This window comes from Gordonia oryzae, from assembly GCF_003797185.1.
Lineage (GTDB): Bacteria > Actinomycetota > Actinomycetes > Mycobacteriales > Mycobacteriaceae > Gordonia > Gordonia oryzae.
This window is the reverse complement of record NZ_RKMH01000021.1, coordinates 21,785-40,967: the sequence shown is the minus strand read 5'-3', so window position 1 is coordinate 40,967 and position 19,183 is coordinate 21,785. Positions and strand designations below refer to the sequence as shown.

19 protein-coding genes and 1 pseudogene are annotated in these 19,183 nt (G+C 67.3%); 13 read left to right on the top strand and 7 right to left on the bottom strand.

From position 1 onward, the window contains the following. Window positions 1–4 precede the first annotated feature (4 nt). Genes EF294_RS20110 through EF294_RS20100 form a run of 3 tightly spaced genes read left to right on the top strand, consistent with a single transcriptional unit; the run spans window position 5 to window position 3,899 of the window. Window positions 5–631 carry a potassium-transporting ATPase subunit C gene (locus EF294_RS20110; protein WP_123932814.1) on the top strand — a complete coding sequence of 209 codons (627 nt, stop codon included), beginning with the start codon at window positions 5–7 and terminating at the stop codon, window positions 629–631. Window positions 632–658: 27 nt separating this feature from the next. Next, window positions 659–3,205, top strand: coding sequence for a sensor histidine kinase (locus EF294_RS20105; RefSeq protein ID WP_123932812.1), 2,547 nt, complete (start codon window positions 659–661; stop codon window positions 3,203–3,205). Next, window positions 3,198–3,899 carry a response regulator gene (locus EF294_RS20100; protein ID WP_123932810.1) on the top strand — a complete coding sequence of 234 codons (702 nt, stop codon included), beginning with the start codon at window positions 3,198–3,200 and terminating at the stop codon, window positions 3,897–3,899. Before EF294_RS20105 ends, EF294_RS20100 begins: the two co-directional genes overlap by 8 nt. A 115-nt stretch (window positions 3,900–4,014) precedes the next feature. Here EF294_RS20100 and EF294_RS20095 read toward each other — a convergent pair whose 3' ends face one another. The 4 genes and pseudogenes from EF294_RS20095 to EF294_RS20080 form a co-directional block, all read right to left on the bottom strand. Then, window positions 4,015–5,211, bottom strand: a complete 1,197-nt coding sequence (locus tag EF294_RS20095; RefSeq protein ID WP_123932808.1) for a M20 family metallopeptidase — start codon at window positions 5,209–5,211, stop codon at window positions 4,015–4,017. Next, window positions 5,208–5,435, bottom strand: a pseudogene (locus EF294_RS22330) (PLP-dependent aminotransferase family protein); the annotation flags it as partial. The gene EF294_RS20095 and the pseudogene EF294_RS22330, both read right to left, overlap by 4 nt. A gap of 215 nt (window positions 5,436–5,650) precedes the next feature. Further along, window positions 5,651–6,469: an LLM class F420-dependent oxidoreductase gene (locus EF294_RS20085; RefSeq protein ID WP_123932806.1), complete on the bottom strand. Its 819-nt coding sequence runs from the start codon at window positions 6,467–6,469 to the stop codon at window positions 5,651–5,653. Window positions 6,470–6,518: 49 nt separating this feature from the next. Next, window positions 6,519–7,091, bottom strand: a complete 573-nt coding sequence (locus EF294_RS20080) for a GtrA family protein (protein ID WP_123932804.1) — start codon at window positions 7,089–7,091, stop codon at window positions 6,519–6,521. A 404-nt stretch (window positions 7,092–7,495) separates the two neighbouring features. On the opposite strand from EF294_RS20080, the gene EF294_RS20070 reads away from it, so the two are divergent. From EF294_RS20070 to EF294_RS20050, 5 genes are all read left to right on the top strand, one after another. Further along, window positions 7,496–7,687 carry a hypothetical protein gene (locus tag EF294_RS20070; RefSeq protein WP_246007990.1) on the top strand — a complete coding sequence of 64 codons (192 nt, stop codon included), beginning with the start codon at window positions 7,496–7,498 and terminating at the stop codon, window positions 7,685–7,687. 16 nt (window positions 7,688–7,703) lie between these two features. Next, a complete protein-coding gene (locus tag EF294_RS20065; RefSeq protein WP_123932802.1) occupies window positions 7,704–8,738 on the top strand; it encodes a type III secretion system chaperone family protein in 1,035 nt (344 codons plus the stop codon). A 59-nt stretch (window positions 8,739–8,797) separates the two neighbouring features. After that, window positions 8,798–9,358 carry an orotate phosphoribosyltransferase gene (gene pyrE, locus EF294_RS20060; protein ID WP_123932800.1) on the top strand — a complete coding sequence of 187 codons (561 nt, stop codon included), beginning with the start codon at window positions 8,798–8,800 and terminating at the stop codon, window positions 9,356–9,358. A 3-nt stretch (window positions 9,359–9,361) separates the two neighbouring features. Further along, window positions 9,362–10,054, top strand: coding sequence for a TrmH family RNA methyltransferase (locus tag EF294_RS20055; RefSeq protein ID WP_123932798.1), 693 nt, complete (start codon window positions 9,362–9,364; stop codon window positions 10,052–10,054). A gap of 97 nt (window positions 10,055–10,151) precedes the next feature. Next, window positions 10,152–11,294 carry a phosphatase PAP2 family protein gene (locus tag EF294_RS20050; protein ID WP_123932796.1) on the top strand — a complete coding sequence of 381 codons (1,143 nt, stop codon included), beginning with the start codon at window positions 10,152–10,154 and terminating at the stop codon, window positions 11,292–11,294. 22 nt (window positions 11,295–11,316) lie between these two features. Here EF294_RS20050 and EF294_RS20045 read toward each other — a convergent pair whose 3' ends face one another. Both EF294_RS20045 and EF294_RS20040 read right to left on the bottom strand, forming a co-directional pair. Further along, window positions 11,317–12,060, bottom strand: a complete 744-nt coding sequence (locus EF294_RS20045) for a DedA family protein (RefSeq protein WP_123932794.1) — start codon at window positions 12,058–12,060, stop codon at window positions 11,317–11,319. Window positions 12,061–12,155: 95 nt separating this feature from the next. After that, complete coding sequence (locus EF294_RS20040; RefSeq protein WP_123932792.1) at window positions 12,156–12,872, bottom strand: VTT domain-containing protein; 717 nt, start codon at window positions 12,870–12,872, stop codon at window positions 12,156–12,158. 153 nt (window positions 12,873–13,025) lie between these two features. Between EF294_RS20040 and fbaA the strand changes: the two genes are divergently transcribed. Genes fbaA through EF294_RS21615 form a run of 3 tightly spaced genes read left to right on the top strand, consistent with a single transcriptional unit; the run spans window position 13,026 to window position 14,517 of the window. Further along, window positions 13,026–14,060 carry a class II fructose-bisphosphate aldolase gene (fbaA, locus tag EF294_RS20035; RefSeq protein ID WP_020169950.1) on the top strand — a complete coding sequence of 345 codons (1,035 nt, stop codon included), beginning with the start codon at window positions 13,026–13,028 and terminating at the stop codon, window positions 14,058–14,060. 35 nt (window positions 14,061–14,095) lie between these two features. Continuing rightward, window positions 14,096–14,290, top strand: coding sequence for a hypothetical protein (locus EF294_RS20030; protein ID WP_123932790.1), 195 nt, complete (start codon window positions 14,096–14,098; stop codon window positions 14,288–14,290). A gap of 53 nt (window positions 14,291–14,343) precedes the next feature. After that, complete coding sequence (locus tag EF294_RS21615) at window positions 14,344–14,517, top strand: hypothetical protein (RefSeq protein WP_185091172.1); 174 nt, start codon at window positions 14,344–14,346, stop codon at window positions 14,515–14,517. A gap of 424 nt (window positions 14,518–14,941) precedes the next feature. Here the strand turns inward: EF294_RS21615 and EF294_RS20025 are convergent, their stop codons facing one another. Further along, on the bottom strand, window positions 14,942–16,594 hold the full coding sequence (locus EF294_RS20025) for an Rv0361 family membrane protein (protein ID WP_123932788.1): 1,653 nt from the start codon (window positions 16,592–16,594) through the stop codon (window positions 14,942–14,944). Window positions 16,595–17,268: 674 nt separating this feature from the next. Between EF294_RS20025 and EF294_RS20020 the strand changes: the two genes are divergently transcribed. Beyond that, window positions 17,269–17,697, top strand: coding sequence for a DUF3151 domain-containing protein (locus EF294_RS20020; RefSeq protein ID WP_123932786.1), 429 nt, complete (start codon window positions 17,269–17,271; stop codon window positions 17,695–17,697). Between the two features lie 33 nt (window positions 17,698–17,730). Continuing rightward, the gene (locus EF294_RS20015; RefSeq protein WP_123932784.1) at window positions 17,731–18,834 is read left to right on the top strand and encodes an FUSC family protein; all 1,104 of its coding nucleotides are present in this window, start codon (window positions 17,731–17,733) and stop codon (window positions 18,832–18,834) included. The last annotated feature ends 349 nt before the right edge of the window (window positions 18,835–19,183 follow it).

The following is a 19,183-nucleotide window of genomic DNA, read 5'->3' as shown; positions in this document are numbered from 1 at the left end:
AATCATGAACACCGTCATCTCCACCTTCGTGCGGCAGTGTGTCGCCGCGATCGGTGTCCTGCTCGCGCTGACCGTCGTCGTCGGCGTCGCCTATCCGGCGGTCGTGTGGGCGGCCTCCCGATTGGACACCCACGCCGCCGAGGGCTCCCAGGTTGTCGACGCCCGTGGCTGCGCCGCCGGCTCCTCGATCATCGGCATCGACCCACAACCCGTTGCCGGACAGCCCGACTCGTTCCTCCACGCCCGTGTGCTCGGATCGGCCGACAATCCGATGGCGCCGGGTGACCCGTCGTCGTCGGCGGCGAGCAACCAGGGACCCAACAGTGCGACACTGGCCACCGAGATCGAGGCGCGCCGAAAGATCATCGCGCAGCGTGAAGGGGTGTCACCGACGGCAGTGCCGGCCGATGCGGTCACCGGCTCCGGGTCGGGTCTGGACCCCGACATCAGTCCGGCCTACGCGGCACTGCAGGTACCCCGCATCGCCGGCAATAGCGGCCGCACCCCCGCACAGGTCCAGGCGATCATCGACGCGCACACCTCTGGCCGGCAGTGGGGCTTTCTGGGTCAGCCGACCGTCGATGTGCTCGAGGTGAATCTCGCCCTGGGACACACCGTGTGCCGGTCATGACGGCGCTTCGCCGATAGACTCGGACGCATGGTTTCCACTGCCGACGCGCGGGGCACCTTGCAGGTTTTCCTCGGCTGCGCCCCGGGCGTGGGTAAGACCTATGAAATGCTCGCGCACGCACACGATCTGATCGGTGAGGGCGCCGACGTAGTGATCGCCGTCGTGGAGTCCCACGGGCGGTCGGCGACCGCCGGTCTGATCGAGGGCATCGAGGTGATTCCGCGACGCCGCATCGTTTACCGGGGTACCGAACTGGAGGAGATGGACCTCGATACGGTGTTGTCCCGCCACCCGCAGGTGGCCCTCGTCGACGAACTCGCCCACTCCAACGTCGCGGGATCGACGAATGCCAAGCGCTGGCAAGACATCGACGTCCTTCGGGATGCCGGGATCGATGTGCTCACCACGGTCAACATCCAGCATCTCGAAAGTCTCAACGATGTGGTCGCCCAGATCACCGGCGTCACCCAGCGGGAGACCGTGCCCGACGCGGTGGTGCGCGCCGCCGACCAGATCGAGCTCGTCGACATCGCCCCGCAGGCACTGCGGCAACGACTCTCGGCGGGCAAGGTCTATCCCAGCGGCCGGATCGACGGCGCGCTCGCCAACTACTTCCGTCAGGGCAATCTGACCGCGCTGCGTGAACTCGCGTTGCTGTGGCTGGCCGATCGCGTCGACGACAATCTGGCCGATTATCGTGCTGCGCATGCGATCACCGACACCTGGGAGGCGCGGGAACGGGTGGTGGTGGCGATCACCGGTGGCGCCGAATCGTCGACGCTGATCCGGCGCGCCAGCCGCATAGCCTCACGGTCGAGTGCCGAGCTGATCGTCGTGCACGTGGTCCGCGGTGACGGGCTGGCCGGACGCTCCGGTGTGGAACTGTCCGAACTGACCGAGCTGGCCGCCGGATTCGGTGCGCGCGTGCACTCCATCGTCGGCGACGACATCCCCACCGCGTTGCTGGAGTTCGCGCGCGGGGTCAACGCGACCCAGCTGGTACTCGGTACGTCTCGGCGGCCGCGGTTCAAGCGCATCTTCGACGAGGGGGTCGGCGCGACGGTCGTCGCGAGCAGTGGACGGATCGACGTCCACATGGTCACCCACGAGGAAACCGCGAAACGCAACCGCCTCGACATCCGCGAGACCCGATTCCACCGGCCGCTGAGCTGGGTTCTGGCTGTGGTGGTACCGCTGGTGATGACGGGTATCCTGGCCGTCCTCGACCGCTGGATCGGATTCGCCAGTGAGACAGCGTTGTTCTTCGTCACCGTACTGGCGATCTCGATGCTCGGCGGTGTTGCACCGGCCGCGCTGTCGGCGGTGGTTTCCGGTGTTCTGCTCAACTACTTCTTTACCGCACCACGGTTCACCCTGACCATCAACGAGCCGGACAATCTCATCACCATCCTGGTGATGCTCGTTATCGCCATAGCGGTTGCCGCACTGGTTGATTCGGCCACGGTCCGTCGGGTGCAGGCACAACGGGCGGCGCGTGAGGCCGAACTGCTCGCGGTGTTCAGCGACGCCGTCCTCGGCGGCGCGGACGTGGCGGGCCTGCTCGAACGCGTTCGAGAGACTTACGATCAGCGTGCGGTGTCGGTGGTGCACCGCCGTGCCGACGGCGCCGTCGAGGTCAGTGCTGCGGTGGGAGAGGGACCACCACAGCGTGATTCGGAGGCCGATACCGTCCTGCCCGCGCGAGGCGACGAATACGAGTTGCTGCTGTGTGGGGCGTCGCCGGCGGCGCAGGATCGTCGGGTGCTCACGGCGGTGGCCACCCAGGCGGCCGCCGCACTCGAACGCGCCGACCTCGAGGCCGGTGCCGCAGCCGCGCGGGCCCTGGCCCAGACCGACGAACTCCGCCGGGCATTGTTGTCGGCGGTGAGCCACGATCTGCGTACCCCCCTGGCCGGTGCCAAGGCGGCCGTGTCGAGTCTGCGCAGCGAGGAGGTGACGTTTTCCCCGGAGGACACCGCCGAATTGTTGGCCACCATTGAGGAATCCGTTGATCAGCTCTCTGCACTGGTCGCCAATTTGCTGGACTCTTCGCGGCTGGAGGCCGGTGCGATCCGCCCGAACCTGGCGCGCACGTACCTCGTCGAGGTGGTGCACCGGGCGGCCAACCGCAGTGGCCCGGCCGCCGCGGGTATCGCCTTCCGGTTCGGTCATGTCTGGGCATGGACCGACGGGGGGTTGCTGGAACGGGTCCTGGCCAATCTCATCGACAACGCGGTGCGCCACGGCGGCGGGCAGGTCGAGGTGGCCACCTCGGTCGACGAGTCGGACCCGCAGTCGCCGCGCACGATCATCGAGGTTGTCGATCACGGGCCGGGGATTCCGGTCGAACGGCGTGAGCAGATCTTCGACGACTTCCGCCAAGGCTCCGACCGAAACGGCTCCGATGGTGGTGTGGGGCTAGGACTTTCGGTGGCGCGCGGTTTCACTTCGACGATGGGTGGCAACCTCGCCATTGTCGACACACCTGGTGGTGGTACGACGATGGTGGTGGATCTGCCCGCCATCGAGCAGTCGGAGCAGTCTCCGCAGGCGAAGGGGGTGGCGCATGGCTGACGGCGCGCGCGTGCTCGTCGTCGACGACGAGCCACAGTTGTTGCGGGCGTTGCGGATCAACCTGAGGGCACGTGGTTTCGACGTGACGACCGCGGCGACCGGCGCAGCCGCACTGGCTGCGGCGGCCAAGACCAACCCACAGGTGGTGGTACTGGACCTGGGACTCCCCGACATGGACGGATTCGAGGTGCTCGCCGGTCTACGTGGGTGGACGAACGTACCGGTGATCGTGTTGTCGGCGCGTGGTGAGGCCGTCGACAAGGTCGCCGCCCTCGATGCCGGTGCCGATGACTACGTGACCAAACCCTTTGGGATGGAGGAGTTCGTCGCACGCCTGCGGGCCGCGATTCGCCGCGGTGCCGGTTTGTCGGGGGAGGCGACCGCCGAGAACCCGGTGGTGTCGGCCGGGTCGTTCACCGTTGACCTCGGAGCCAAACAGGTCACGCGCAACGGCGAACGGATACATCTGACCCCCACCGAGTGGGGAGTGCTGGAGATGCTGGTGCGCAACGAGGGTAAATTGGTGGGGCAGCGCGAGATCCTGACCGGTGTGTGGGGGCCGACCTACACGGGCCAATCGAACTATCTGCGCGTCTACCTTGCGAGCCTGCGCCGCAAACTCGAGGAGGACCCTGCTCACCCCAGGCATCTGCTCACCGAGGCGGGGATGGGCTACCGGTTCGTTCGGGAGTAGTTGTTCGCCCTCTCTGTTCCTCTCTTTACTCGCTGTACGGCCCAAATCCAGTTTTCCGCTGCGTATTTCGGCCTGGCCGCGTCGCAGGTAGCCCGATACCATGAGAAATGCGGGCTCAGGCGCGCGGGCCGAGGAGGGTCAGGGCCATCCGGGTGTATGCCCTTGCCGCCGTGACCAAGTCGGCGACTCGGACGGTCTCGTCGGGCTGGTGAGCCTGGGTGTTGATGTCGCCGGGACCGCAGACGATGGCCGGGATGCCGAGGTCGCGGTTGACGAAGCCGCCGTCACAGGCGGCGCTCCATCCGCCCACGCGGGTGCTGATGCCGAGGCTCTCGAGTGCGCCGACAGCCGTCGCGACGAGGTGGTGATCGGCGGGAGTTTCAAAGCCGGGCATCTCCATAGTGACACGCACATCGACGCCGATGCCGTCGGAATCGATGCCCGCCTTGGTGATGCGGGCGCGCAGCGTGTCGGCTACGCCGTCGGCTGTCTCGTCGGGCATCAGTCTACGGTCGATGCCGAGTGTGGCCATCGGGGCGACGACGGAAATGCCCTGCCCGCCGGAGATGGTGCCGACATTCCATGTCCCAGAACCCAGTAGGCCGTCCGCGCGGGCGGTCATCGCCTCATGGTCGGCGCGAATGAGCTCGACGATGGCGGCGGCGGCGTAGATGGCGCTGCGGCCGTCGTCGGGGCGTCCGGAGTGCGCGGCGCGACCGGTCACGTCGATCTCGAGGTAAGACGCACCGCGGCATCCGCGGACCACAGTGAGATCGGTCGGCTCGGCCACCACACACCCCAAGAAGTCGCCGGGATGAGCGGTGATGAGTTCACGCACGCCGCTGCCGTGTTCCTCCTCATCGACGGTGCACACCAGCTGCACCGGACCGGTGAGCTCGATGCCGGAGGACGACAGGGCCGACATGGCGGTGACGATCGCGGCGAGCCCGCCTTTCATGTCGGTGGTGCCCCGGCCGATGATCGATCCGTCGACGATGCGCGCACGATAGGGGTCGCCGGTCCAGCCGGGGCCCGCGGGCACGACGTCGGAGTGCCCGAGGAACATCAGACCCGGCCCGTTGCCGCCGGCCAGAGTGGCGACGAGATTCGGCCGGCCGGGTGCGACCTCGTGCGTGCCAACCACGAGCCCGGCCTTCTGGCATGCCCGTTCGAGGACGGCGACGGCCTGTGCTTCGGTGCCGCCGGGGTTCTCGCTGGGCGCCTGTACCAGCGCGACCGTCAGATCGGTGATCTCGTCGGCGTCGATGGGTAGTAGGGCGTCGATCGGCAGGGGTCCGGGTGCACCGTTCACCTGGCCATCCTCTCAAGACTGCCGGTGAGGCGTCGGATGCCCTCCTCGTTTCGTTCGGGATAACTCGAGGCGGAACACAAGCGCAAAGCGCGCTGCGATGGCGCCCGCCCCGGTGACGCGGCAGGGCCGGCAATGGCGGCGATGCCGTCGGCCAAGGCCACCTCGAACAGTGCGCGGGTGTCGATCTCGGCGAACTCGTCCTGCCGGGTCAGCCACAGGAAGAAGACGCAGGGGATGGTCGAGGCAGGACTGGCCGTGGGTCCTTGACACCCACGAGCTGTGCGCGCGGTCGACGATCACCGGCGTGGCCTGTGTGAGGATGGGGCGTGGTCGTGGCGTGGACGAGGTATTCGACAGCGGTCATCGGTTTACCGAGTCGGCCAATCGTCGGAGTGTCACCCCTTGCCCGGCGGTGCCAGCGGCGTGGTCGGTGATGGTGTCAGGCCTTCCGCGCGTCGCGCCAGGCGACCAGATCGCGGATCGGTCCGGGATCCCAGTTCGGGGCCTCGAGTCCGACGGTGAAGATCCGCGTACCGACGGCGTACAACTTCTCCGCCGACGCCGGGTAGTCGTCGAGATCCTCCGGGAAGCGTCCCGGCTTCGCGCTCACCCCGGCCGAGCGCACGATCTCGCCGGGATTGCGCCCGATCCGGGTGCACCAGTCGTCGAGTACCTGGTGCTTGTGGGCAATGGTCTCGGCGTCACCGAAGCCGTGCCAGATGTCGGCGTGCCGTGCGGCGATCCGCAGGGTCACCTTCTCGCCGCCACCACCGATGAGGATCGGGATTCTGCGCGTGGGCGCCGGATTCAGCCGGCTCCAGCGCTTCTGGATCATCGGCAGATGATCGTTGAGGGTCCGTAAGCGTTGCGCCACCGTGCCGAATTCGAAGCCATAAGAGGTGTAGTCCCGCTCGAACCAGCCGGCGCCGACGCCGAGGACCACCCGGCCCGTACCGTCGCGCGCACTGATGTGGTCAACGGTGCGTGCCATGTCGGCCAGCAGATTCGGGTTCCGGTAACCCACGGAGGAGACCAGAACGCCCAGCTCGACGCGGTCGGTCGATTCGGCCCAGGCCGCCAGTGTGGTCCATGCCTCGAAGTGGCGGCCGTGGGGATCACCGGACAGCGGAAAGAAGTGATCCCACGTGAGGAGCATGTCGGCGCCGAGTTCCTCGACCAGCGCCGCGGCACGACGCAGATCGGCGAACGAGGCGTGCTGGGGCTTTACCTGAACGGCAATGCGCGCCCGCTGTGTCATCCGGCCAGCCGAGGGACCTTGGCCGATCATGGTGGTCGGACGGCGGCGTTCAGACCGGGGTGCCGGCGTCGACGGGAGCCGGCTCCGCCGGCGAACGCACCGCCCGGAACGTCCACAGCTTGTTGACGATGAAGTTGATCGGCATGGTGATGACGATTGTGAGGATCTGCGCCCAGTACTCGCGGGAGTGTAGCCCGGCTCCCTCATGGAAGAACGACGACGAGAGGTAGAGCGGTGAGGTGGGGTTGGTCAAGCCCACCTTCAGGAACAGCCCGACGATCGCGGCGACGCTGCCCACCGCGAGGAACGGCCAGAATTCCGACCACCACCTCGCATGCCGGGAACTCTTGAAGGTCCACGACCGATTGAGCTGGAAGTTGACGCAATTGGCCACGAGGAACCCGACGATCCACACCAGCACGGTGAAACGTACGTTGTACGCCGAACCCGGAATATGCCAGATCACATTGAACGCGTTGGCGGTACCGCCGTGCGCCTTGTTCATCAGGACAGCGACGATCATATTGACGACGACCCCGGATGCGCCCACGATGCCGAAACGGGCGAATTGCCCGAGATTTCTCACATGGGTGGCATATTTGTCGTCCAGCGTCGCGATCACCTAGGGCAATATACGCCACCCAATTCCCGAGTCCGGAATTGTGATCTGGGGCACAGTGGATACGATAGTGGCGGGTGCTCCTGCAGCGATAGAAGTGACAGTTGTGTCGAACTCGCATTTCGCCGGGTAATTCTCGATCTCGGCCGGTGATGTGCTGAGCAATTCGAGGGCAGTAAGCGCGCGTGCCGTCGATCGAGTCCGAGGTGCGCGGCGATGCGGGCGACCGTGGCGCGGTGCTGAGGGTTGATGTCGTTGATTGCAGCGAGCCCGGCGCTGACCGCGACGACGCGCGACACGAACAAACCCGAGGCGACGCAGACGGCAACATTCGGTGCGGCATCGCTCGAAGCGTTGGTTATCGAACCCCTGTCCGCCGACGACCCCGGGTGGGGGTCGGGTGGGGTATGGACAGTGTCGCGATCCCGGAGCGTCTCAGCGATGACGTCGCCGGAGGACGGGATGTGCTGAGCACGCAGATCCTCGATAACCTGCGGCGATACGTCGGCGTCGATGATGACGACCTCGAAACGCACTTCGACAACGTTGTCGACAGGGCTCAGAGGTACGTCGTGCGGCGCGATCCGCACACACCCTGAAGTAGTCTGTAGCGCGATGACCATCGTCTATTTCGTGATCGCCGCTATTGCCTTGGCCGGGGCGGTGGCCCTGCTGTGGCTCGATCGCCGCCGTTCCTCGGTCACGAGGCACCAGCGCGCGATCTGGGGTGACGAGCACGACTTCAAGTTCCGCGAGACCGACACCAAGCTCCGTACGGTGTTCCGCCGCGCCACCATGAACGTGCCCGATACCGTCACCGTGGAGAACGTGGCCTACGGCCACTACGGGGGGGCTGAGGCCGTCGTCTTCGACCTTTCCGAGACCGCCTCAGTGATCGCGGTGCGCCGGTCGACTCCGTCCGCCGTGGTCGTCGATTTGCGGCACGAGGATGTCCTCGCCCCGGCCGAGGAGGACGTGGAACTACTCGGCGCGATGGGCCCGCGCGTGATGTTCTCCAACAACCTCGACGTCGCCCGCCGCGTGTGCGACCGGCGTATGGTCGCCCTGGCCAACAAGGCACCGGCCTACGTCGAGGTGCTGTGGAACGAGGGCAACTGGGCCCTGGGGTCGTTGCCGTTGACCGACGACGCCGCCGAACTCGACACCGGCCTGGAGGTCGTGCGGCGCTTTGCCGACCTGCTGCGAGTGCTGCCGCCACTGCGTGAGCCGCAGGATGCCCCCGACCCGCGGGATCCGCACGGTCCGACCCGCGCCGAGCTGGCCGACGAGAAGACCGAGAACATGCGCGACAAGAACCGGCGCGCACGCGTGGAGGCCGCCGCTCGCGACAGGGCCGAGCGTGACGATGTGGACTCCGCCGCCGCCGTGCCGACCGCGCTGCACAAGCCTGGCGAGGTGGCACCTCGGCCGCGACGAGCCGCGCCGCCTGCCGAAGGCCACTTGGCTCCGGCCGATCCCCGGCCCGCCGGCCGTCCGATGGCGCAGATGCCAATGCGTGGCAAAGCAACTCGACCGCCGGAGCTTGACGACGACGTCGATTTCGACGACGATTTCGAGCCGCCGACGAGACAGGCGCGGACGGGTCCGGGTGACACGCCTTCCCGGCGGAACCGTCACCGCCGCAACTGATCACACGACCGACCCGTCGGGGCCGGTGTCCGATCCGCGAGAAGAGAGCGAGTTCTGTAGTGTCCGCAGCGATTCCGTCCGTCGATACCGCCGATCGAGAGGTACTCGCCGAACTGGTCAAGGAACTCTCGGTGGTGCACGGCAAGGTGACACTCTCCTCGGGCAAGGAAGCCGACTATTACGTCGATCTGCGTCGGGCGACGCTGCACCATCAGGCCTCGCCGCTGATCGGCACGCTCATGCGTCAACTCACCGCCGACTGGGACTACGATGCCGTCGGCGGACTCACCCTGGGCGCCGACCCGGTGGCGACGTCGATCATGCATGCCGGTGGCCGTGCCATCGATGCCTTCGTGGTGCGCAAGGCCGCCAAAGCCCATGGGATGCAACGTCGTATCGAGGGCCCCGACATCGCCGGGCGCCGCGTGCTGGTGGTCGAGGACACCTCCACCACCGGGGCCTCACCGTCGACCGCGGTGGAGGCGGCACGCGAAGCAGGCGCGACGGTGATCGGTGTGGCGACCGTCGTCGATCGAGACACCGGCGCCGATGAGGTCATCGAGGCGCTCGGCGTGCCCTACCGGTCGCTACTCACGCTGGCCGATCTCGGCCTCGCCTGAGGCGTGGCAGCCGACGACCCGCAGTCGACAGCCGACGAGCCCGGACCGACGGAGTGGCAGATCGGGTCGGCGCCGGCGGTCGGGGTGGGGCCCTGGGCAGCCGAGCACGACGGTCCGCCGCCGGATGACCCGCGCTACGACGCGCACCTGCTCGTAGCCGGCGACACCCGCAATGTCGTTGACGCCTACCGATATTGGACGCGGGAAGCGATCGTCGCCGACATCGACTCCCGGCGGCACCGACTCCATGTGGCCATCGAGAACTTCGCCCACGACGCCAACATCGGCACCGTGGTGCGCACTGCCAACGCCTTTGCGGTGGCCACGGTGCACATCGTCGGACGTCGACGGTGGAATCGGCGCGGCGCGATGGTGACCGACCGGTATCAGCACCTCGAACACCACGACTCCGTCGCCGACCTGATCGCGTGGGCGCGCGAAGAGAATCTAAAGGTCGTCGCCGTCGACAACACTCCCGGCGCGCAGTCGTTGGAGACCGCCGAACTGCCCCGCGAATGCGTGATGCTCTTCGGGCAGGAGGGCCCGGGCGTCAGCGCGGATGCGCAGGAGCAGGCCGATCTGACCGTCTCGATCGCACAGTTCGGCTCCACCCGCAGCATCAACGCCGGGGTGGCCGCCGGAATCGCCATGCACGCGTGGATTCGCCAGCACGCCGACCTCGGACAGGCGTGGTAGCCGCACTCGGCTGAGCAGTCCGGCCCGGATGACGGAGCGGCGAACGAGACATGAACACCCGCCCCCACCTTGCCCGAAGAGTCGGACATCAGTCAGAGTGATGGCCATGTCGTTGCGTATGCGCTCGGTCCTGCTCTCGATGTTCGCTGTGCTTGTGATGGTCGGGGCGCCCGTTGCGCACGCGGCGCCGGCACCGGCCACCGCGCCCGCGGGATTCTCCACCGCGCAGCTCGTCGGTCCGTTCGCCTCCGACGTACCGCCGGGCGGAACGTATCTCCCGGAACTCGACGGCTTCGCGGCGCTGCGCGCCCAGCGGCCCGACCTCATGAAGCAGAATCTCGCAAAGGTGGTGTCGGTCAACAACTCTGCGACACCGGCCCAGCAGGACGACGCCGTCGCGATCAACTACGACGACCGGATCGTCTCCCTGTCACAGGCCTTGGGCACCAAGGTCGGTACCGCGTTCCGGCAGCTGCTGGCCGCGGGCAAACTGCCCAAGGTCGCGCAGTTGGTCAAGGGTGACACCGCGCGCGCCGGAATCCCGTTGCAGACCACGCTGATCGAGAAGCAGTACTACAACAATCCGCGGCCCTTCGTCGTCGCGCCCGCACAGATCACGCGCTACAACCGGCCCGGCTCGGATCTCTACGGCGACCTCGCCGGCAACGGCTCGTACCCGTCCGGCCACTCCAGCCAGGCGTTCTGGCAGGGTGCGCTGCTGGCCTACTGGCTGCCCGAGGCCGGACCGCAGATCCTCGCCCAGTCCGGCCACATCGGACTCAGTCGCATGGTGCTCGGCGTGCACTACCCGCTCGATGTGATGGGCGGCCGGATCATGGGCCTGACCGTCGCCTCCGAGCGGCTCTCCGATCCCGCATTCGCCCGGCTCGTCGACGCCGCCGGTGATCAGCTGCGCGAGCAGCTCCGGACCGCGCTCGGTGAGCCGGTGGCCCGGGCGCTCGCAGACGACCCGACCGTGGCGCCGACGTCGCAGGCGGTGTCGAATGCCCAGGAGCTGATGACATTCGGATTCCCGCGGATCTCCCCGAACCAGGTGAACGCCATCCCGACCCAGGCCGCGGCACTACTGCGCTCGCGATTCCCGCACCTCAGTGACGCTCAACGCCTCGACATCCTGCGACGCACCGCCATCCCCGCCGGCTATCCGCTGGATCAGGCCGGTGCCAACGGGGGATGGGTGCGCATCGACCTGGCCGCGGCGTACGCGGTGAGCGGATAGCGTCCGACCGGCCGGCGCCGACTCAGACGGTGTCGGTCCGCCGGTCGTCGGCGGCCGTGGCATCGGGGGACAGGGCGTCAGCGGCCGGGGCGCGCTTGGCGGCCCGGCGCCGGCGATACCACTCGATGAGCATCGGTGCGATCGACAGGATGACGATCAGGATGAAGATCGGTTCGATGAGCTTCTGGATGACCTCGAACCGTCCGAGCCAGTAGCCGAGCAGCACGATGCCCGCACCCCAGACGATCGCGCCGACCACGTTGAAGACGGCGAACACCGCCCACTTCATCCGGGCGGCGCCGGCGACGATCGGGGCCAGTGTGCGCACGATCGGCACGAAGCGCGCCAAGAAGATGGTGATCGGCCCGTGCTTCTCGAAGAACTCGTTGGCCTCGACGAGGTAACGCTCCTTGAGGAACCGGGCGTCGGGCGTGAACATCTCGGTACCGATGAAGCGGCCGATCCAGTAGCCGATCTGACCGCCGATGATCGCCGCGATCGGAATGAAGACGAGTAGCTGCCACAGCGAGGCGAACTTGTCGATGCCCTCGGTGCCGCCCGCGCCTGCGGCGACGACCATGCCGGCCACGAACAGCAGCGAGTCGCCCGGCAACACCGGGAACAGGACGCCGGATTCGATGAGGATCACCAGGAGCAGACCCCAGAACGCCCAGGCGCCGAACCAGCTGAGCACGTTGATGGGGTCGAGGATGCCCGGCAACGCGACCACAGTGGTGGTGGTATGGGCAAGTGCGGAGTCGATCACGGGTCACCAGGCTACGCGGGCAGCCTGAGGGTTAGCCAGATGGATGCTGGTGGGTCGGTGTGTGGCGTGGGGCCGGACGCGGGACGGTGGTGTGCTCAGGAGTGGTCGGCCGGCGTGGGTGAGGCCACCGGCTCCTCAGTGATCGCCCGACGCGACCGGAGCACCCGCTTGACGACCTCGGAGATGATCGGCAGGACCGAGACCAACACGATCAGCAGGAAGATGTAGTCGACGTTGTCGCGGATGAACGCGATCTGGCCGAGGAAATACCCGAGCAGCGTCACCCCGGCACCCCACAGGATCGCGCCGACGACGTTGTAGGTGAGGAAGATCGAGTACCGCATCTTCGCCGCACCGGCCACGAGCGGGGCATAGGTCCGCACGATCGGGACGAAGCGCGCCAACACGATGGTGACCGGACCGTGCTTCTCGAAGAACTCGTGCGCCTCGACGATGTAGTTCTCCTTCAGCACCTTCGCGTTCGGCCGGAACAGGGAGTATCCGAGGCGATTGCCGAGGAGATAGCCGACCTGGTCGCCGAGGAAGGCGGCGATCGGGATGGTCACCAGCAGCACCCACAGCGGCGCGAACGGCTCGATGTCGGCGGACTTCGCGGCGACGATCAGCCCCGCGGTGAACAACAGTGAGTCGCCGGGTAGCAGCGGGAACAGCAGGCCCGACTCGATGAAGATGACCAGCAGCAAGCCCGCGAGAATCCACGTGCCGAACGAGTTGAGCAGGTTTACCGGATCGAGGAACCCCGGAAGCAGGGCCAGATTTGTCGTATATGCGGCAAATGCGAATTCGATCACGGGTTTCGAGGGTACCCGGCAGAGGCGAGCGTTCGCAGAACCTGCCGGTCGGCGACCTCGGACGCCGCTGCGCGCGGTGTGAGCGACCTTGCCATACTGAACAGGAGTGACCCGACTCGAAGCGTGAAACCTTATCCGGTTGGAGGACGTGAAATGCCCATTGCAACCCCCGAGCAGTACGCCGAGATGTTCCAGAAGGCAAAGGAGGGTGGCTACGCGTTCCCGGCGATCAACTGCACGTCGTCGTCGACGATCAATGCGGCCATCAAGGGCTTCGCGGACGCCGGCAGCGACGGCATCATCCAGTTCTCGACCGGTGGCGCAGAATTCGGTTCGGGTCTCGGCGTCAAGGACATGGTGACCGGCGCCGTCGCGCTGGCCGAGTTCGCCCACGTCGTCGCCGCGAAGTACGACGTCACGATCGCTCTGCACACCGACCACTGCCCCAAGGACAAACTCGACACCTACGTGCGGCCGCTGCTCGCGATCAGTCAGGAGCGCGTCGACGCGGGCAAGGATCCGCTGTTCCAGTCGCATATGTGGGACGGGTCTGCGGTCCCGATCGACGAGAACCTCGAGATCGCGCAGGAGCTGCTGGCCAAGGCCGCCGCAGCCAAGATCATCCTGGAGATCGAGATCGGCGTCGTCGGCGGTGAGGAGGACGGCGTCGAGGCCGCGATCGACGACAAGCTGTTCACCACCCCCGAGGATTTCGAGAAGACCGTCGCCGCACTCGGCGTCGGCGAGAAGGGCAAGTACCTGCTGGCCGCCACGTTCGGCAACGTCCACGGTGTGTACAAGCCCGGCAACGTGAAGCTGCGTCCCGACGTGCTGAACACCGGCCAGGAAGTGGCGACCAAGAAGCTCGGCCTGGCCGACGGATCCAAGCCGTTCGACTTCGTCTTCCACGGTGGCTCCGGCTCGCTGAAGAGCGAGATCGACGAAGCCCTGAGCTACGGCGTCGTCAAGATGAACGTCGACACCGACACCCAGTACGCCTACACGCGTCCGGTGGCCGGCCACATGTTCAGCAACTACGACGGCGTGCTGAAGGTCGACGGCGACGTGGGCAACAAGAAGACCTACGATCCACGCGTGTGGAGCAAGAAGGCCGAGACCTCGATGAGCGAGCGCGTCGTCGAGGCCTGCACCGACCTCAAGTCGGTGGGTAAGTCGATCAGCGCCTGAAGTAATTGAGCGCTCTCCGGTGAGCATCCCCGGGGGTGTCGGCGGCGGCGTCCGGTGAATCCGGGCGCCGCCGTTGTGCTTTCGTACCACCCGACCGTGCCCTGGATTTCGCCGACGTCGTTGGCTGGTTCGTCGTCGAAGTCCGGAAATTCGTCGAGAGCTCCCGGCATCTTGCCGACGGCGCTCAGGAGGGCGCTGTCGGCACGGTCGGACGCGACCTCAAAGAGTGAGGATTCCGACGAGAACACCGACCGCGAGTAGGACCATCACGATCGCCGCAGCGATGACCATCGGGTCCGCGCGACGGTGCCGGTGGGCCCGACTCTGTGCGTCGTGGCCCGACGAGGAACGCGCTGACGTGGACTGTGTCGACGAGGCGCGTGAGGAGTCGGGCCGCGCCGAGCTGGGTCGCGATGTCGCACTCCGGGTTGCGTCGGGTATCGGCGGCTGCGCGTAGGGAAGTGGGCCGGCGTGCGCAGCAGGTGGCTGCGGCGGCACGTGGACCCGCGGCGGAGGGGCCTGCATCCTGCGTGGGTTCGGCTCACCCGGCACCGGTGGCCCGGGAGTGGCGAGGGGCTCGGTGGCGCGGGTGAAGACGCTGTCTGCCTCCGGCGGCGGCGGCGGTGGTCTCCAGTCGGCTGCCGGTGGAGCAGAAAACCCCGAATTCTGTTGTGGTTCAGGTCGATCAGCGTGATGTGCGCCAGGTATGGGCGGTCGGCCGTTCGGGACCGGCGGGCGCACTCCCATCGGCAGCGGCGGGCGGTCGGGAGGCGGCGCCGGACGTTGGTGGCGACCTTGACCGTCGAATGGTCGAGTGGGCACCGCGTCGGCGCCGGCGTGGTCAGCCGGCGGGTCACCCGCGGTGCGCTCGTCGGTCACTGCTAGTCGCAGACCTTCCAGTTGTCGCCCTGCTTCTGCAGGTTGATCGCGACGCGTTGCGGCTGGTTGGGCGTACCTGTGTTGACGGCCGTCACCTCGACCAGCGCAGTGTTGCCGTCGACGCGGACGGCGTTGATGCTCTCCACCTTGACCAGCTCGTTGCGGGCTTTCTGCGACTGGTAGAGCCTGGTCCAGTCGCCGTCCTGCATGCTCTGGTAGTAGGCGAGCTTGTTGCCGCAAGTGATGTCACGCAATGTCTGCAAGTCGCCGTTGTACACCGCGTTTCCATAGGTCTTCGCGGCGTCGGCGGCTGCGTCCTCGGGCGCTTGCGGGCGCAGCTGGAAGTACGCGAAGACACCGATGACGATCGCGGCAACGACGACGACTGCGGCGACCGCCGAAATCAGGATGCCCGTGCGACGGCGGCCGCCGTCGGACTTCGCCGGCTTCTCCTGATCACCGGGGATGACCTGCGGCTGGTGGGCCGTGGTCGACCAGCCCTGGGCGGCAGCGGTTCCGGTCGTGGTGTCTGCGCCCGCGGCGAGGGCACCTGCCTCGGTCGCTGCGGCGGCGGGCTTGGAGAGGATCTGGGTCCTCGAGTCGTCCGCCGGGACCTGATCGGCCCCAGTCTCGCTGGCAGGGGTCTCGCTGGCAGGGTCCGGTGCGGCCGGCAGCTTGGCGGTCTCGGTCTCGCCGGACTCGGCGTCGGCGGGAGTCTCATCCCACTCGTCGTCTGCCTCGGCGGTCTCGGCTTCTTCAGCGTCGACTTTGTCGGAGTCATCCTCGTCGATGAGCGACTCGTCCGCACCGGCCTCGGCGACGTGCTCCTCGGTCTGGTCGGAGTCGGCCCCGGCCTCCTCATCCGATTCCGCAATCTCGCCGGAGGCAGGCTCCACGGCGGCAGGCTCGACGGCGTCGGGGGTCTGGGCGTCGGGGGTCTGGGCGTCGGGGGTCTGGGCGGCCTCGCTCACCTGCCCGTCGGAGTCCGTCGCGACGGGTTCGGCTGCGCCCTGCTCGGCGGCTGGTTCTTCGGTGTCCGCGGCATCCGTCGCCGGCTCATGCGCCGAGTCGGAACCGGTCTGGTCGGTCGCGGTCGTGTCGGCGACCGTATCGGTGTCGGCGGTGTCGGCGTCGTCTTTGTCCGAGGACGTTGCCGCGACCGCTGCGGCGGTACCGGCGGCAGCGGCACCTGCCGTGGCGACGGTGGCCGCGGCCTTGCGGATGCCGTCGGAGTCGGTCTGGTCGGAGTCGGTCTGGTCGGAGTCGGTGTTGTCCGAGCTGTTCTCGTCAGCGGGAGTCTCGTCGGTTTCCCCGGAGTCGACCTTCTTCGCGTCCTCTGCCAAGGATGCTCCGACGGCTGACTCGACGGGTGCTGACGCAGTGTCGGAGTCCTTGTCGGGTCGACTGCCGTCGGTCTGCTCTGCGGTCGCCTCTGCCGGCGCCGCCGAATCGGTGGTGTTCTCCGCGCGTGCCGCGCTTTGTTCGGCCGCGTCTTCCGAGTCGGAGGTCGTAGAGGTCTCCACCCGCGCACCGCCGTAGGGATCGACGTCCTCGAGGTCATCGAGGTCGGCAGCGTCGGGAAGATCAGATCGGCTGATGACCTTGGTCGCCGAGTCGATGCCACGTCCTCCGCGCGGCCTCGGGTGTTCGGTCACCTTGTCTCCTATATCCGTGGTGTCGGCCGAATCCGGCGAGGTGGTGTCTGTAGTACCGTCGCCGCTGCTCTGGTCATCCGGTCGTTGGGATGCTGCACCTCGCGCGGACGGTGCGGCGTTGCGAGCGGGCTCGGCGGGTGGCTGCGTACGGAGCGGCCTTGTCTGGGCATCCGGACCGGTGGGAGGTGTGCCGGGGGATACCGCACGCCCACCGGTCGGTCCTCCCTGGCGCGATCCACCGGGTGCTCCGGTGGGCCCGGACTGTGGTCGGGCCGTCGCATTCGATGTCGGTTGGGACCCGAAAGCCGAGGGCCGGGTGGGACGGCCGCCGTCGGCAGCGTCGGACCCCCGTGATTCCCGCATCTTGCGCAGTTTCGAGAAAGCCCTGGTGACGGCTGACTTCCGGTCGTCAGACTGCGCCATCGGTCATCACCCAACCTTCCTCGAACACCACGCTCGAAGTTTGCCCACGAGAAATCCGTCCATCACCGAAGAACGACATCACACCACGTCACGCCACGAAGTGCGTCATTCACACTAGCGAACGGTCGCGCACCTCATCACCTGGGGAGACTTGGTCATCCGATCGAACGGATGAATCCGACGTACCCGTCTCGGGGTCGGCCTCGCGCGACGTGTCGTGGTCGCGTGCGGCGCGATGCTTGAATGGTGTGGTGACTTCCTTCGGAGACCTCCTGGGTCCGCAACCCGTTCTGCTCACCGGCGACGACGACGCCGAATCGTCGCTGCTCAACGGCGCCGAGCCGGCCGAGGTGGCCGCAGCACACCCGACAGCGTCGATCGCCTGGGCGTACCTGGCCGAACGTGCGTTGAGCGGCTCCCCGGACACCCGCACGGTGATCGAGGCCTACGCCTACGCCCGCACTGGATATCACCGCGGCCTCGATCAGCTGCGTCGGCACGGCTGGAAGGGATTCGGCCCGGTGCCGTGGAGTCACGAGCCCAACCAGGGCTTCCTACGGTGTGTCGGTGCGCTGGCACGTGCCGCCCGGGCGATCGGTGAGGAGGATGAGTACCTGCGGTGCCTCGATCTGCTCAACGACAGTGACCCGAACGCCGCCGGGCAGCTCGGTGTGAACTAACTCGGGCTCCTCAGGCCCGATTTCGTGACGCCGATGACCACTTGGGCTCGCCGCCGCTACGAGGCGTTGCCGCGATTGTTGCGGGTGCGCATCCGCAGACTCTGGCTGTCGGCGGTCCCGATTGCGCAGTGCTCGATCGCCGCCGGCCTCTCATGGTGGTTCGCGCTGGAGGTGCTGGGTCACCAGCAGCCGTTCTTCGCCCCGATCGCTGCGGTCATCTCCCTCGGCCTCTCGCTCGGCCGCCGATGGCGCCGATCGGCCGAACTCGTCGCCGGCGTCACCATCGGCATCCTCGTCGGAGATCTGTTGATCGTAGAAATCGGCAGTGGCGTTTGGCAGATCGTCGTGGTGGTGGCACTGGCGATGGCGGTGGCGGTCTTCCTCGATGATGGCCCGCTCGTCCCGATGCAGGCGGCGTCCTCTGCGGTGCTCGTGGCGACGCTACTACCGCCGGGTGGAATCGGCGGTTTCCATCGCGCGATCGACGCACTGACCGGCGGTGTGATCGGAATCCTGGTTGGTGCGTTGCTGCCCGCGAATCCCGCTGCTCGCGCCCGCCGGGACGCGGCCACCGTCCTCGCGACGGTCCGCGATGCCGCGCGGCAACTGGCCGAGGGTATGCGTGCCGGTGACGAATCCATGGTGTTCGCCTCGCTGGAGAAGGCGCGAGGAACCCAGGGGGCGATCACCACGATGCGACAGGACATGAGCGGCGGACGCGAGATCAGCACGTTGTCCCCGCTGTACTGGGGGTCGCGGCTTCGCCTGCAACGGATTTCGGCGACCGCGGACCCGATCGACAACGGGGTTCGCAACTTTCGGATCATCGCGCGACGCGCCCTGGGCATTACCCAGCGTGGTGAGGAAGTCCGTCCTGAACTCATCGAGATCATCGGCGATCTCGGGGGCGCTTTCGAGATTCTGCGCCAGATGATGCTCGCCGACCCGGGGCACTCGCCGGATCCGGCCGACGCCGCACGTGTCCTGCGCACGATCGCCCGCAAGGCGCGAGCCGAACTCGTCGCCGAACGCGGGATGTCGGAGACCGCCCTGCTCGCCGAGATCCGGTCGTTACTCGTCGATCTGTTGATGGTCGCCGGATTGCGGCGGTCCTCGGCGGTGGCGACCCTGCGCTGAGTGAGCGAGAAGTAATGCTGACGCGGCTGATACACGGGATCAGTCGTGCAACCCCGTGCCGACAGCAAGGACGAGAAGGCCGGGAGGCTCGATGGTGGACCGCGATGACGTCGCGGAGATGAGCGTCGCAGAGATACTCGATCCGCTCGACCCGCAGTCGTGACGAGAGCGATCTGGTGGCCGATCCCGCCGATCGGGCCCGCGCCTGGGCATCCCAGGGGTAGTCCGTGCCGCGGAGCGGCAGTGGCGTGACGGTGTCCGAATAAGGAGAACCACAGTTTCAAGAGCGGTGCTCTCGATTTTGGGTGCCTGTGCTCGAATGGTGAACACCGGCGCCCGGTCGACGAGG

Excerpts from the sequence above, each read along its gene's own strand:
- EF294_RS20065 (WP_123932802.1), top strand. The coding sequence starts at position 7,704 with ATGACCATCGTCTATTTCGTGATCGCCGCTATTGCCTTGGCCGGGGCG.
- EF294_RS20110 (WP_123932814.1), top strand. The coding sequence starts at position 5 with ATGAACACCGTCATCTCCACCTTCGTGCGGCAGTGTGTCGCCGCGATC.
- EF294_RS20100 (WP_123932810.1), top strand. The coding sequence starts at position 3,198 with ATGGCTGACGGCGCGCGCGTGCTCGTCGTCGACGACGAGCCACAGTTG.
- EF294_RS20085 (WP_123932806.1), bottom strand. The coding sequence starts at position 6,469 with ATGACACAGCGGGCGCGCATTGCCGTTCAGGTAAAGCCCCAGCACGCC.
- fbaA (WP_020169950.1), top strand. The coding sequence starts at position 13,026 with ATGCCCATTGCAACCCCCGAGCAGTACGCCGAGATGTTCCAGAAGGCA.
- EF294_RS20105 (WP_123932812.1), top strand. The coding sequence starts at position 659 with ATGGTTTCCACTGCCGACGCGCGGGGCACCTTGCAGGTTTTCCTCGGC.
- EF294_RS21615 (WP_185091172.1), top strand. The coding sequence starts at position 14,344 with ATGACCATCGGGTCCGCGCGACGGTGCCGGTGGGCCCGACTCTGTGCG.
- EF294_RS20015 (WP_123932784.1), top strand. The coding sequence starts at position 17,731 with ATGACCACTTGGGCTCGCCGCCGCTACGAGGCGTTGCCGCGATTGTTG.
- EF294_RS20070 (WP_246007990.1), top strand. The coding sequence starts at position 7,496 with ATGGACAGTGTCGCGATCCCGGAGCGTCTCAGCGATGACGTCGCCGGA.